12 protein-coding genes and 1 pseudogene are annotated in these 13,039 nt (G+C 49.4%); 7 read left to right on the forward strand and 6 right to left on the reverse strand.

All coding sequences use genetic code 11. From position 1 onward, the window contains the following. Both AC6R1O_RS00005 and tdh read left to right on the forward strand, forming a co-directional pair. On the forward strand, positions 1 to 519 hold a 519-nt coding region (locus AC6R1O_RS00005; RefSeq protein WP_500656262.1), incomplete at its 5' end, for an aminotransferase class I/II-fold pyridoxal phosphate-dependent enzyme. After that, a complete protein-coding gene (tdh, locus tag AC6R1O_RS00010) occupies positions 519 to 1,550 on the forward strand; it encodes an L-threonine 3-dehydrogenase (protein ID WP_500626967.1) in 1,032 nt (343 codons plus the stop codon). The genes AC6R1O_RS00005 and tdh, both read left to right, overlap by 1 nt. A gap of 95 nt (positions 1,551 to 1,645) precedes the next feature. Here the strand turns inward: tdh and AC6R1O_RS00015 are convergent, their stop codons facing one another. From AC6R1O_RS00015 to AC6R1O_RS00025, 3 genes and pseudogenes are all read right to left on the reverse strand, one after another. After that, the gene (locus tag AC6R1O_RS00015) at positions 1,646 to 3,226 is read right to left on the reverse strand and encodes a BCCT family transporter (protein WP_500637715.1); all 1,581 of its coding nucleotides are present in this window, start codon (positions 3,224 to 3,226) and stop codon (positions 1,646 to 1,648) included. Positions 3,227 to 3,470: 244 nt separating this feature from the next. Further along, positions 3,471 to 4,067: pseudogene (locus AC6R1O_RS00020) on the reverse strand (SDR family NAD(P)-dependent oxidoreductase); the annotation flags it as partial. Between the two features lie 88 nt (positions 4,068 to 4,155). Beyond that, entirely contained in the window at positions 4,156 to 5,397 is a 1,242-nt protein-coding gene (locus tag AC6R1O_RS00025) for an MFS transporter (RefSeq protein WP_500637714.1), read from the reverse strand. Positions 5,398 to 5,522: 125 nt separating this feature from the next. On the opposite strand from AC6R1O_RS00025, the gene soxR reads away from it, so the two are divergent. After that, on the forward strand, positions 5,523 to 5,987 hold the full coding sequence (soxR, locus tag AC6R1O_RS00030; RefSeq protein WP_334551679.1) for a redox-sensitive transcriptional activator SoxR: 465 nt from the start codon (positions 5,523 to 5,525) through the stop codon (positions 5,985 to 5,987). Positions 5,988 to 6,229: 242 nt separating this feature from the next. Then, entirely contained in the window at positions 6,230 to 7,111 is an 882-nt protein-coding gene (locus tag AC6R1O_RS00035) for an NAD(P)-dependent oxidoreductase (RefSeq protein WP_334551681.1), read from the forward strand. Between the two features lie 91 nt (positions 7,112 to 7,202). Here AC6R1O_RS00035 and AC6R1O_RS00040 read toward each other — a convergent pair whose 3' ends face one another. From AC6R1O_RS00040 to AC6R1O_RS00050, 3 genes are all read right to left on the reverse strand, one after another. Continuing rightward, positions 7,203 to 8,081, reverse strand: a complete 879-nt coding sequence (locus AC6R1O_RS00040; protein ID WP_500637713.1) for an AEC family transporter — start codon at positions 8,079 to 8,081, stop codon at positions 7,203 to 7,205. A gap of 95 nt (positions 8,082 to 8,176) precedes the next feature. Continuing rightward, positions 8,177 to 8,917: a DeoR/GlpR family DNA-binding transcription regulator gene (locus AC6R1O_RS00045; RefSeq protein ID WP_500632013.1), complete on the reverse strand. Its 741-nt coding sequence runs from the start codon at positions 8,915 to 8,917 to the stop codon at positions 8,177 to 8,179. Then, the gene (locus tag AC6R1O_RS00050; protein WP_500637728.1) at positions 8,910 to 9,668 is read right to left on the reverse strand and encodes a glycerophosphoryl diester phosphodiesterase; all 759 of its coding nucleotides are present in this window, start codon (positions 9,666 to 9,668) and stop codon (positions 8,910 to 8,912) included. The genes AC6R1O_RS00045 and AC6R1O_RS00050 overlap by 8 nt, the downstream gene beginning before the upstream one ends. Before the next feature lie 279 nt (positions 9,669 to 9,947). Here AC6R1O_RS00050 and ugpB point away from each other — a divergent pair, with 279 nt between their 5' ends. Genes ugpB through ugpE form a run of 3 tightly spaced genes read left to right on the forward strand, consistent with a single transcriptional unit; the run spans position 9,948 to position 13,038 of the window. Further along, the gene (gene ugpB, locus AC6R1O_RS00055; protein ID WP_334551685.1) at positions 9,948 to 11,255 is read left to right on the forward strand and encodes a sn-glycerol-3-phosphate ABC transporter substrate-binding protein UgpB; all 1,308 of its coding nucleotides are present in this window, start codon (positions 9,948 to 9,950) and stop codon (positions 11,253 to 11,255) included. Between the two features lie 53 nt (positions 11,256 to 11,308). Next, positions 11,309 to 12,190: a sn-glycerol-3-phosphate ABC transporter permease UgpA gene (gene ugpA / locus AC6R1O_RS00060; RefSeq protein WP_487901580.1), complete on the forward strand. Its 882-nt coding sequence runs from the start codon at positions 11,309 to 11,311 to the stop codon at positions 12,188 to 12,190. After that, positions 12,190 to 13,038: a sn-glycerol-3-phosphate ABC transporter permease UgpE gene (ugpE, locus tag AC6R1O_RS00065; RefSeq protein WP_500637712.1), complete on the forward strand. Its 849-nt coding sequence runs from the start codon at positions 12,190 to 12,192 to the stop codon at positions 13,036 to 13,038. The genes ugpA and ugpE overlap by 1 nt, the downstream gene beginning before the upstream one ends. Position 13,039 lies beyond the last annotated feature (1 nt).

Here is a 13,039-nt window from a genome sequence, read left to right on the forward strand (position 1 = left end):
GAGTATCACGACGTTGTGGATCGTATTGATATCATCACAGGCACACTGGGTAAAGCGATGGGCGGCGCGTCAGGCGGTTACACGTCTGGTAAGAAAGAAGTGATTGAATGGCTGCGTCAACGCTCACGTCCATACTTGTTCTCAAACTCTGTCGCGCCAGCGATTGTCAGTGCGTCACTTCGCGTGCTTGACCTGTTGAAAGAGAGCGGTGATCTGCGCGAGCGTTTGTGGGACAACGCCGCACATTTCCGTGCGCGTATGGAAGCGGCTGGCTTTACGATGGGCGGCGCGGATCATGCGATCATCCCAATTATGTTAGGCGATGCCAAAGTAGCGGCAGAGTTCGCTGAACGCGCGTTGGAGAAGGGCATTTACGTCATTGGCTTCTCGTTCCCCGTGGTACCTAAAGGTCAAGCACGCATCCGTACGCAAATGTCTGCGGCGCATTCACGTGAGCAACTGGATCGTGCGATCGACGCCTTCATTGAAGTGGGCCGTGAGATGGAGATCATCCAATAATGAAAATCAAAGCACTCTCTAAACTTAAGCCTGAAGAAGGCATTTGGATGACGGAAGTGGACAAACCTGAGGTTGGCCACAACGATATCCTGATCAAAATTAAAAAGACCGCCATCTGCGGAACTGATGTCCATATCTACAACTGGGATGAGTGGTCACAAAATACCATTCCCGTGCCTATGGTCGTTGGCCACGAGTACGTGGGTGAAGTGGTGGCGATTGGCCAAGAAGTCCGCGGTTTTGAAATTGGTGACCGTGTGTCGGGCGAAGGCCATATCACCTGTGGTCACTGTCGCAACTGTCGTGGTGGCCGTACGCACCTGTGCCGCAACACGATTGGTGTGGGTGTGAACCGCGAAGGTGCGTTTGCTGAATACCTAGTGATCCCTGCGTTCAATGCATTCAAGATCCCTGAAGGCATTTCTGATGATCTTGCTTCAATCTTTGACCCGTTTGGCAACGCGGTTCACACGGCGCTCTCTTTTGATCTTGTCGGTGAAGATGTGCTTATCACTGGCGCTGGCCCAATTGGCATTATGGCGGCGGCCGTCGCGCGTCACGTTGGTGCTCGTCATGTCGTGATCACAGACGTTAACGAATACCGCTTAGAACTGGCGCGCAAAATGGGCGTCACTCGCGCGGTGAATGTTGCCGAACAAAAACTGGAAGACGTCATGTCAGAGCTTGGCATGACCGAAGGTTTTGACGTCGGTCTTGAGATGTCTGGCAATCCATCCGCCTTCAACTCAATGCTTAAAACCATGAACCACGGTGGACGTATCGCATTACTCGGTATTCCACCATCGGACATGGGCATCGACTGGAACCAAGTGATCTTCAAGGGCCTGGTCATCAAAGGCATCTACGGCCGAGAAATGTTTGAGACTTGGTACAAGATGGCAAGCCTGATTCAATCAGGCCTAGATCTGACGCCAATCATCACTCACCACTTCAAGGTCGATGACTTCCAAAAAGGCTTTGACGCCATGCGTAGCGGGGCTTCTGGGAAGGTTATCCTTGATTGGGAATAAATACATCAATTAAACAAAGCGCTCCGATTGGAGCGCTTTCAGTTTATCTTTATATGACAACGGATTAGTGTCACTGGATAAAGCGTTTAGGCGTTTTATTTTATGCCTTGCTCATACATCATGGTTTGCGCGTATTTTCTTCCGAACCAGATGCTAGGGAGAAGAACAAAAGAGACGGGTACCGCAGTCACAACGATAAACGATTGCAGTGCGTTGATGCCGCCCTTACCCATGGCGATTAGGGCGATGGCGACTAAGCCCATAGTGATGCCCCAGAATGCTCGTAATATCGCGTTGGGCTCTTTCTCTCCGCTGATGACCATACTGATGGTGTACGTCATGGAATCTCCGGTGGTGATAATAAACGTGGTGGTCAGTATTAGAAATAGCAATGCAATCGGTGTCGAAAGCGGCAGTTGATCTGTAATAGCAAGCAGTACTGCAGGTAAATTAAAGCCTTCAAACGCTTGTGAGATGACGCCTGGGTTGGCAATTTCAAATGCGAGTCCACTGCCGCCAATTGCGGTAAACCAAAAACACGTCACTAACGGCGCGACAATGCTGACTGAGAGAACGAGTTGTCGGATACTTCGACCACGTGAAATACGAGTGATAAATATGGCCATCATTGGCCCGTAGCCGATAAACCAACCCCAAAAGAAAACGGTCCACCAACTAAGCCAGTCTGTGTCTGCTCGATAGAGGGCCATCACGACAAAGTTATCGAGCATACCTCCTACCCCTTGTAAGTAACCATCAATAATAAATTGAGTGGGGCCAAACAGCAGAATGAAGCCGATCAAAACTACTGAGAGAATGATATTGTATCGACTCACAATTTGAATGCCTTTACTAACACCACTAAGCGCAGAAAGCGTGTACATAGCGACGGCGAATAGGATCACCATGGTCTGAGTCGTAAATCCATCCGAGATACCAAACAAAGCATTCAACGCGTAACTGATTTGCAGCCCTAAAAAACCGATCGGGCCGATGGTACCAGCAGCCACTGCAATGATGCAGGCAGTATCAATGATGTTTCCGAGTGAACCAATTATGGCTCGTTGTCCAAATATCGGGTAGAGCAAGGTTCGCGGTTTGAGTGGTAGGCCTTTGTCGTAATGCAGGTGCATCAACACAACGGAAGACAGGCAACCAAGAATAGCCCAGGCCAAAAAGCCCCAATGCAGAAACGACTGAGACAAAGCATTGATGGCGGCTTCGATAGGGGGCGCTTCGCCATACAAAGGGGGGGCAGTTACGAAGTGGGCGATTGGCTCAGCAGCAGCCCAGAACACGCCACCACCAGCCAGTAGTGTACATAAAATGATAGAGATCCACTTAAATGTGCTTATCTCTGGGGTGAGCAGTCCACCCAATCGCACACTCCCGCTGCGAGATACGGCTAAATAGAGTCCAACAATGAAGTTTGCAAGCAGAAGAACTTGCCAAAATGCTCCAAAGTATTCGGTCGCTAGTGCAAAACCTTGATTGACCCAATTTGAGAGTAAAGAGGTATTCGTTAGCGCTAAGAACACAAAGGCTATGAAAAAGGCGCTACTCATTTGAAATGTTGGATTCGTCAGTTGAAGTTGTTGAAAGAGCGTCGGTGCTCCGTTTTGAGTAGGACTTTCGGCCATTTCGGAAGTACTAATGGCGTGAGTCGTATTAGACATGTCGCTGTTCACTTTTTTGTGGCTGAACTTTGGCATTCAGCGTGTATTTGTCCTCGAATAGCTAGCATAATGCGAGGTGCGTCACGTTATGGTAACACGCCGGGCAGTTTGAAGAATACATGAAGCACGCATTGGAGGTGCTTCAAATTTGGCAGGGTGTAAAGCTGTGCTGACAATGATACTTAAGTTGCCAGCATAGCGGTCGTCGAACGAGCAGTGCGATCTACGGATAACACCTGGGCAATCAGTCTCTGTCTATCGCAAAAGGTGACCACGCTTGGCGAGTCGGCATTACTTCAACCCTATTGACGTTGATGTGATTTGGAAGCGTAGCGATGTAAAACATATGCTCTGCAATGTCTTGTGCCGTTAAGGGTGTGGTGCCTCGATATAAGTTGTCCGATGCAGATTGATTTCCCTTCGTTCTGACCAACGTGAACTCTGTCTCCGCGATACCGGGAGCTAGGTCTGTCACACGTACTCCGGTCCCGAGGAGATCACAACGTAAGTTGTAGCTGAACTGTTTGACAAACGCCTTACTCGCACCATACACGTGGCTGCCGGGATAGGGCCATTGACCTGCAATAGAACCGACGTTGATGATTGTCGTACCTTCACCAATGTCAATCAGTGTTGGAAGTAAAGCATGTGTTACATTGACCAATCCTGTGCAGTTGGTTTCGATCATAGTATGCCAATCTGTTAGCGCTACTTCAGCAGCGCCTTCGGGTGCTAACGCGAGTCCTGCGTTATTGATCAGTGTGGTCACTTGTGCAAATTCGCTTGGAAGTTCATCGACCGCCTTTTTTACCGCATCGGCATCTCGTACATCCAATTGAACAACGTGAGTAGGTACATCTACACCTTAAAATACTGCAATTGTGCTGATAAATGATCGGTAGTTTCGGCCATGTGTTGATTACCTTTGATCACGTTGCGGTGGCAGACACCTCTCCTCTCTTAATAGACGCGTTCATAACGCTGGACTCTGGTGCATGAGTCAGTAGCCAACGCATGGCGAGGGTCGCTCCGCCCATGGTGATTGCAGCGAGTAAGAACCCCAGTTCGATCCAATCCGCATGGCTGAGCAAAGCGATCAGCACATAGCTCATACTCTGGGTTAGAGTGGCAAACATTTGCAATGCACCGTCGGCGCGGCCTCGTTGATGGATGGAGATAGTGTGGTGCATCCAGTTCGTTCGCGCGATTCGATTTAACGCATTAAAAAGGCCAAATAACAAGGTGAAGACAAGCAAGGCCGCTGGGCTTAATGAGATGCTCATCCCTAGCACCATCACACTACTGAACGACATGGCAAGCAGCATGGTGCGGGGTAATGCGCGACGGGTCAGTAATTTGTGTACGATGAGTCCGGTGAGCAGCGAGCCAATCCCAAACGCCATGTTGTAGCCCGCGAGCCAGTGCCCAGCAATGTGCTGCTGTGCAAACCAGATCGGCACCAACTTTCCCAAGTAAGTCAAAATGGGGTAGGAGAGAGAAGAAAGTATCAAGAAGGCGTAAAAGCGTGGTTCAGAAAGCACAATGGAGCGGCTTTCGACCAGTTGTTGCCAAAAGCGTACTTTACGTTCGGCGCGTAACGCTTGTCGATAAGGTGTCACCAGGTAACTGATACCCGCTAATGTGGATGCCAACATGGCAAAAGCTGAGAATTCGACAATTCCCCATTGCTCGAGGAGCACAATACCTAACGCGCCAGCACCTAGCGTGGTGCCTTGCATTATGATCTCTTGTTGTCCTGAAATTGCGGCGTACTCATGGTGATCATAATTTTCTTGGGTAAACGCATTATTGGTAGACCAAGCCAGATTGCTCGAGACCCAAAACACCAGTTGCGCGAGTGCCAATAGCCATGGGGATTGCATGCCGTGGTATGACAGGTTCATCACCAGCGCGGCGCAGATGGCTTGCACCCATTGGACCATCACTAAGATTGTTTTGCGTGAATGGCGGTCAATCAAGGTTGAAAAGAAGGGCGTTAAGAAAAATGAGAGACCAGTACAAGTGAGTGCCACTAAGGCGACAAAGGTGCCCATATTGTCCGATTGCAACATGAGCCAAGGTAGAGCCATCATAAATAGCCCAGAAGAAATGCCATCAAAAAAGCGTCCGGTTAGATAAGGAGTGGTCTTATTGCGTCCGTGTAATGTCATTGTGGTGTTCCTTTCTGTGTACCAATATTGATCAGTTGCTGCTACTCTAAAACCTCAAGTTAACTTTAGGTAAAGCGTTATTTTTCATGTGAGTCGATAACGTTCGAGTGAATTAAGGAGTCAAGATGGAACTGACGGTCGGAGAGGTCGCTAAACGTTCAGGTGTGGCGGTGTCGGCGTTACATTTTTATGAGCAGAAAGGGCTTATCTTCAGCTGGCGTAACGCTGGGAACCAGCGCCGATATCATCGAAGTGTGCTGCGACGTGTTGCCATCATTAAAGCCGCTCAGCAAGTTGGACTGACCTTGGAGGAGATCGCGGCATCGTTTGCCCACCTTCCACACCACCAAGCGCCCAATCGGCAAGAATGGCAAGTGATGGCGTCAGGGTGGCATCAACTGCTTGAGCACCGCATCTTGCAGATGAAAGCGCTGCAACAGGACTTAGGTGGGTGCATTGGGTGTGGCTGTTTGTCGATGGAGAGTTGCGCTATCTACAACCCAAGTGACATTCGAGCGCAAGCATCGCCCAGTGAAACGCGGCTAACCGATCCTGAAAACTGGTCACCTGTCTTAGATGATGAGCGCTAAAGGCGGACAATTCCCATCATTTGGTCACACAAATAAGCGTTTTCTACGATTCATTGGTGTGATTTTTTCTTCTTTTTGCTCGGCAATGTTTGTGTTTTAAAACACTGTCTCATTCTGATTGAGTTCACAATTTTAGGGCTTTGCCACAATTTTTATTGAATCAAGGATTGCGTTAGCCGCTCATGAGCGCTATTCTACGACCACATCATATAATCATACAATATTGCATTTAGGAGTCTGAAATGACTAAACCTGTAATTGGTTTCATCGGTCTTGGCCTTATGGGCGGCAACATGGTTGAGAACCTACAAAACCGTGGCTACGAAGTTAACGTTATGGATCTTAACAAAGACGCAGTCGCTGCTGTTCTTGCTCGTGGCAACGCCTCTGAAGCGACGTCTGGTAAAGAACTGGCTGAGAAAAGTGACATCGTAATGCTATGTCTGACGACTTCTGAAGTGGTTGAGAAAGTGGTTTACGGTGAAGCGGGTATTCTAGCGGGTATGTCTGAAGGCAAAACGCTCATCGACTTTGGTACTTCTATCCCAGCTTCGACTAAGAAGATTGGTGCTGACCTTGCTGAGAAAGGCGCGGGTATGATTGACGCACCTCTAGGTCGTACACCTGCACACGCGAAAGATGGTCTTTTGAACATCATGGCAGCAGGCGATATCGAAACATTCAACAAAGTGAAGCCTGTTCTTGACGAGCAAGGCGAAAACGTCTTCTACCTAGGCGCACTAGGTTCAGGTCACGTGACTAAGCTTGTTAACAACTTCATGGGTATGACAACGGTTGCGACAATGTCTCAAGCATTCGCTGTTGCTAAGCTTGCAGGCGTAGACGGCCAACAACTGTTTGATATCATGTCAGCAGGTCCATCTAACTCACCGTTCATGCAGTTCTGTAAGTTCTACGCTGTTGATGGCGAAGAAAAACTGGGCTTCTCTGTAGCGAACGCAAACAAAGACCTTGGTTACTTCCTTGCGCTATGTGAAGAGCTAGGCACTGAGTCTCTCATCGCTCAAGGCACGTCAAAGAGCCTACAAGCAGCGGTTGACGCTGGCCTAGGTCAAAACGACGTACCGGTTATCTTTGACTACTTTACTCAACTGAAGAAGTAATCAATGATGATGTGAAAGCAGCGGCCAATGGCCGCTGTTTTTGTTTCTACATCGCTTGGACATGTCAAAGCCAGTTAGTAGAGATAATTAGCTAGCCCAGAGATAAGGCGAATGTCAGCAGCAGTGGCAGCGTGATTAAACTGAAGAAGTTACCAAACAGCACCATCGACGCCACTTTCGTCGGCTCAACTCCAAACCGTTCGGCAAACAGGTAGTTCATTACTGCCGGTGGTAACATGGTAAACAGCACCATCATTTGCAGCTCCAAAGTCGGCAGCGGCACAAACCAATAGATGACGACAAACGCCACTGCACCCGTCGACAAGGATTGCAGCGTGCACAGCACACCGATACGAAATCCACTCAAACGCATATGACACATTTGCGCCCCTAAAGAGAGCAGCATCACGGGTACCGCGGCTTGACCGAGTAACACTGTCGCTTCATACAAAGGGGACCACACGCCAATCCCACTTAGGTTGAGAAAAAGCGCTGCGCTGGCCGCCAGAAAAATCGGCATTTTGACCACTTGTTTGATTGGGTTACCTTCACTCAGCAGCGCTAAGCCGATACTGATGTGCAAGCAGGCGGAGACCACGAACAGCAGAACCGCAGGCGCCAGCGCCGTCTCACCAAAGGTATAGGTAAAAAGAGGGATCGCCAAGTTACCGCTGTTGCGAAACATATGTGGCGGCGCCCAGGCTTTAAAGCGCAGTTTAGTGATGGCGCAAATTGGGATCATCAATAGCCCGGGTAATAAAACTGAAATGAGTGACGCACTCAAAAGGGGCAACTGGTTGGTATCGAGAGGCATCACCACCAAAGAGGAGAACACCAATGCGGGGGTGAAAGCGTCCATGTTGATGCGGTTGATCGGTTTGAAGTCTGGTTTTAACCAACGCCCGACAGAAAACCCAATCAATACCAACGCAAAGACGGGGAAAAGAATGCCAACAACCTGCTCGACCATAGCTTTCCTTGCAATGAGTTAACGGCCTCGTTAACTGAAAAAAACAAAACAATGTTTCTACGTTAACCCATCTTGAGGGTGAAACCTAGAGCAGGTTAGGCTTGTTTGCTGTCTTTGAAGATGCGATCAAAATATTCCAATGGCGCGACTTTGGTATTGGCGCGTCGCTGCCATTTGCTGTCGTTGGCCACTAACCAACGTTGCTCTGCGTGGGCCAATATCGCTTGGCTGACACGCGCCTCCCGCAATTCGTGCTCCATCACATACTGCGTCGCTTCTGTATTCTCTAGGCCACTGCGTATATCACTGACCGCTGCGCAGCCAATAATACCGATGTCCGCACTAAACTGGGCGAAAAAGTCGGCGACTTTATCATCCACCACATCGCGATCGTTACTGCGAATGCGCCCACCTGGGATCCAGGTTTCCACCTCTTCAAACTGGGAGAGAATATGCGCCGCCTCAAAGTTGTTGGTCACCACACGCAATTCCCGGTGATGCCCAAGCTGCTCTGCAATCGCGGTGATGGTTGTGCCGATACCCAAAAACAGAGTGCAACCATTGGGAATATGCTGCACGACGCGCTCGGCAATGGCGCGTTTGTCCTTGGCATTCGTCATGCGGCGTGAGGTGTAACTTCGGTTACTCAGGGTGGCAGGTAAGCTGACGCCGCCGTGATGGCGACGGGTCAAGCCTAGGTTGCACAGTTCGTTGATGTCACGGCGGATGGTTTGTGTCGTGACATCAAACTGCTGAGCCAATTCATCAATCGAACAATATTCCTGTTGATGAATGCGCTCAATGATCGCGTGTTGGCGGAGTGAAAGATTATCCATGAATAGCGTGGCGCTCGGCACCAGTGTGAGTTTCGTTACGCTGAGTATAACGCTGAGGCACGTCGGTGATCATCATATCGACGCCCCATAAGCGATGTGGCTCAACTAATTCGGGAAAGTTGGGGGTGTAGCAGTAGAGCTGATAACCCATCTGCTTAATTGCTTTGGCTTGCGCCTGTGTCAAAAAGCGGTAGTCGCAGTGCACGCTGTAGGCATCAATTTGAGTCAGGACCGACGCCACGTCATAGGGAATGCTTTGCCACAATTGCCCGCGGCGCACATCGGGTAGATATTGTTTTATGCATTGCAAGGAATGGGTGCTAAAGCTCGAAAAGAGCAGGGTCTGAGGGTCAATATCCATCTCATTGATCACCTCAGCGACGTGATGGCACAGGCGATCAATGTCCGTGTGAGGGTAGAGTTTGAGCTCAATGTTGAGGTTGACGTTGGCCGCTTGGGTCAAGGCCAATGTTTCCGCTAAGGTAGGGATTGGTTCCCCTTCAAACTCATCAGCAAACCACAACCCGGCGTCGAGTTGTTTCAGTTGCTGTAACGTCAATTCACTCACTTTACCTTTGCTGTTGGTACAGCGGTTCACTGTGTGGTCATGAATCACCATGGGCACATCATCGGCGCTCAGTTGGACGTCGATTTCTATCCACTGGCAGCCCAATTCAACGGCACGCTGAAACGCAACGAGTGTGTTTTCTGGTGCAAGACTAGAGAGGCCACGATGGGCCATGGTTGGGATAAGGGTTGGGAGTGTTGTCATTGTTATTCACTATCTATGTTCATTTTGTTTCAAACGAACTCTGTCATCTTCATGTGACCGTTTGATGACACCCCAAACAGGCATTCAACCGAAAGTTTAGTTTCATTTATGTTCATTTAAGTGTCATCTCAGCGTAACTTTCGCTAATTAATGTTCACTTGAATTCTGAAGCAGCGAATGTGAAAGAGAAGTGAACATCCGCTGAGGTTTAACCACACTAGGACTTTACGCAAGTAAGACTCACATAAGGGAACCATTATGTCTATCAAACACCTGACCGGTTTGGCCGTCACCGCAGCACTACTGAGTGCGCAAGCTCAAGCGAAAACAGAAGTGGAATGGTGGCACGCCATGGGTGGTGCGCTAGGTAAAAAGGTCAATGAAATAGCAGCGGACTTTAATGCCAGTCAAGATGACTACGAAATCAAACCTGTATACAAAGGTTCATACGCAGAAACCATGACAGGTGCGATTGCGGCATTTCGTGCGAAAGAGCAGCCAGCCATTGTGCAGGTTTTTGAAGTCGGCACAGCAACCATGATGGGTGCCAAGCAGGCCATCTACCCAGTTTACCAGTTGATGGAAGACACCAAAGAGCCGTTTGATCCAGACAACTACCTCTCCGCTGTGACGGGTTACTACACTACCAGTGAAGGCCAAATGTTGTCGATGCCATTCAACAGTTCAACGCCTGTGCTTTATTACAACAAAGCGATGTTTGAAAAAGCGGGCATTACAGAGGCACCGAAAACCTGGCAAGAGATGGAAACCGTCTCACGCAAGCTGATCGAATCGGGCGCTAAGTGCGGCTTTAGCACCACTTGGCAATCTTGGACGCAAATTGAAAACTTCGGTGCTCGCAATAATGTCCCTGTCGCCAACAACAGCAATGGTTTTGACGGACTCGATACCCAGTTTAAGTTCAATGAGTCGGCGTTTGTGAAGCACATTGAGAAAATGGGCGAGTGGTCAAAAGAAGGGATCTTTAAGTACGGCGGTCGTCAATCCGATGGTATGCCACTGTTCTACACCCAAGAGTGTGCGATGACCATGGGCTCGTCGGCGGGTCTGGCGGGTATTAAAGAGAACATGAAAGGCATTGACGTCGGTGTAGCGCAGCTGCCGTATGACGCGGAACTGGTCGACAAACCGCAAAACACCATTATCGGCGGAGCCTCGCTTTGGGTACTGCGTGGTCACTCTGATGAAGAGTACAAAGGGGTAGCGAAGTTCTTCTCGTATCTCTCTAGCCCTGAAGTGCAAGCCGATTGGCACCAGTTTACTGGTTACCTACCGATCACTAAGGCTGCCTATGAACTGACCAAGAGCCAAGGCTTCTATGAGGCGAACCCAGGCACTGACACCGCTGTCGTACAGATGACGTCGGTTGAGCCAACGGTCAACTCCAAAGGCATTCGCTTTGGTAACTTCTTGCAAACGCGCGATATCATCAACGAAGAGTTGGAGGCCGTTTGGTCTGGTAAAGCGACGGCGAAAACAGCATTGAACAATGCGGTAAGCCGTGGTGATGAGCAATTGCGCCGCTTTGAGCGCACGCAAAAGTAACACCCTCGTTTGGCGGAGCAAATGTGCTCCGCCTTTTTCTATCTGGATTATCTATGTCATCGCCTGTTATTTTTAAACACAAATGGCTGCCCATTGCGCTGATCGCCCCGCAACTGGTGATCACCCTGGTCTTTTTTATCTGGCCGGCTGGGCAAGCGATTTTTCAATCATCTCAACTGGAAGATGCGTTTGGGATGAGCCGTGAGTTTGTTGGCTTGGAAAACTTCGAAAAGCTGCTTCACGATCCGTATTATCTCGATTCATTATTCACGACGCTGCAATTTAGTCTCAGCGTAGCGGTGCTAGCGCTGGTCAGTGCGTTGGTGTTGTCGGCGTTTGCCGAGCATATCGTTCGTGGCAGTACCTTCTATCGTACCTTTCTGATCTGGCCGTATGCCGTTGCGCCTGTGGTGGCGGGCTCTTTGTGGCTGTTTCTCTTTGACCCAACGATTGGCGTGGCCAGCCAACTCCTCCAGTGGATAGGGGTTGATTGGAACCCGACACTCAATGGCTCCCACGCGATGTGGATGGTGATCATCACCTCTACATGGAAACAAATCAGCTATAACTTTTTGTTCTTCTTAGCGGCGTTGCAGTCCGTCCCCCGTTCATTAATTGAAGCAGCGGCCATCGATGGCAGTGGGCCGGTAAAGCGTTTTCTCACCATCAGCTTCCCATTGATTTCGCCTACGAGTTTCTTCTTATTAGTCGTTAACTTTGTGTATGCCTTTTTCGACACCTTCGCCATCATCCATGCGATGACGCAAGGCGGGCCGAGCAACAGCACTTCCACGTTGGTGTACAAAGTCTACAACGATGGATTCATTGGTTTGGATTTAGGCTCGTCGGCTGCGCAGTCGGTGGTGTTAATGGTGTTGGTCGCGACGTTAACTGTGTTCCAATTTAAGTACGTTGAGAAGAAGGTGGCTTACTGATGGTAGAACGCAGACCCTTATTCACTCTATTTTGCCACTTTGTGTTGGTGGCTGGCATCGTTTCGATTGCACTACCAGTTTGGATTGCACTGGTGGCGACCACCCATGAAAACACCGCCTTTGCGACAGGGACGCCACTTTGGTTTGGCGACTTAGGTTTCAGTGTGTTCAGCGAACTGCTGAGTAATGCAAGCCAAGTCAACAATACAGCATTGCCAATTACCGGTATGTTGTTGAATTCCCTAGTGATGGCACTGTGCATCACCTTTGGTAAATTGACCATTTCGATTTTGTCGGCCTATGCGGTGGTCTTTTTTCGCTTTCCGGGCCGCATGTTGGCGTTTTGGATGATCTTCTTCACCTTAATGCTGCCAGTGGAAGTGCGCATTATGCCGACCTTTGAGGTGGTCACTAACCTCAACATGCTCAATTCGTTTTATGGCTTAACCATCCCACTGATCGCCAGTGCGACGGCGACCTTTTTATTCCGCCAGTTCTTTATGACGGTGCCAAGTGAGTTGGTGGAGGCGGCGCGCATAGATGGCGCAGGACCGATTAAGTTTTTCTTTGACATATTACTGCCGCTCTCTCGCACCAACATCGCGGCGCTGTTTGTCATCACCTTTATTTACGGCTGGAACCAATACTTATGGCCGTTACTGATCACCACCGACATCGAGTACTACACCATAGTGATGGGCATCAAGCAGATGCTGGGTGTTGTCGATGGGGTCATTGAATGGAACAAAATTATGGCCACGACCATTATTGCCATGCTGCCACCGGTCATTGTGGTGCTGGCGATGCAAAAAGCGTTTGTCAAAGGTCTGGTTGATTCGGAGAAATAAT

Source organism: Vibrio sp. R11-SG3-ISO3-SZ (genome assembly GCF_059834345.1).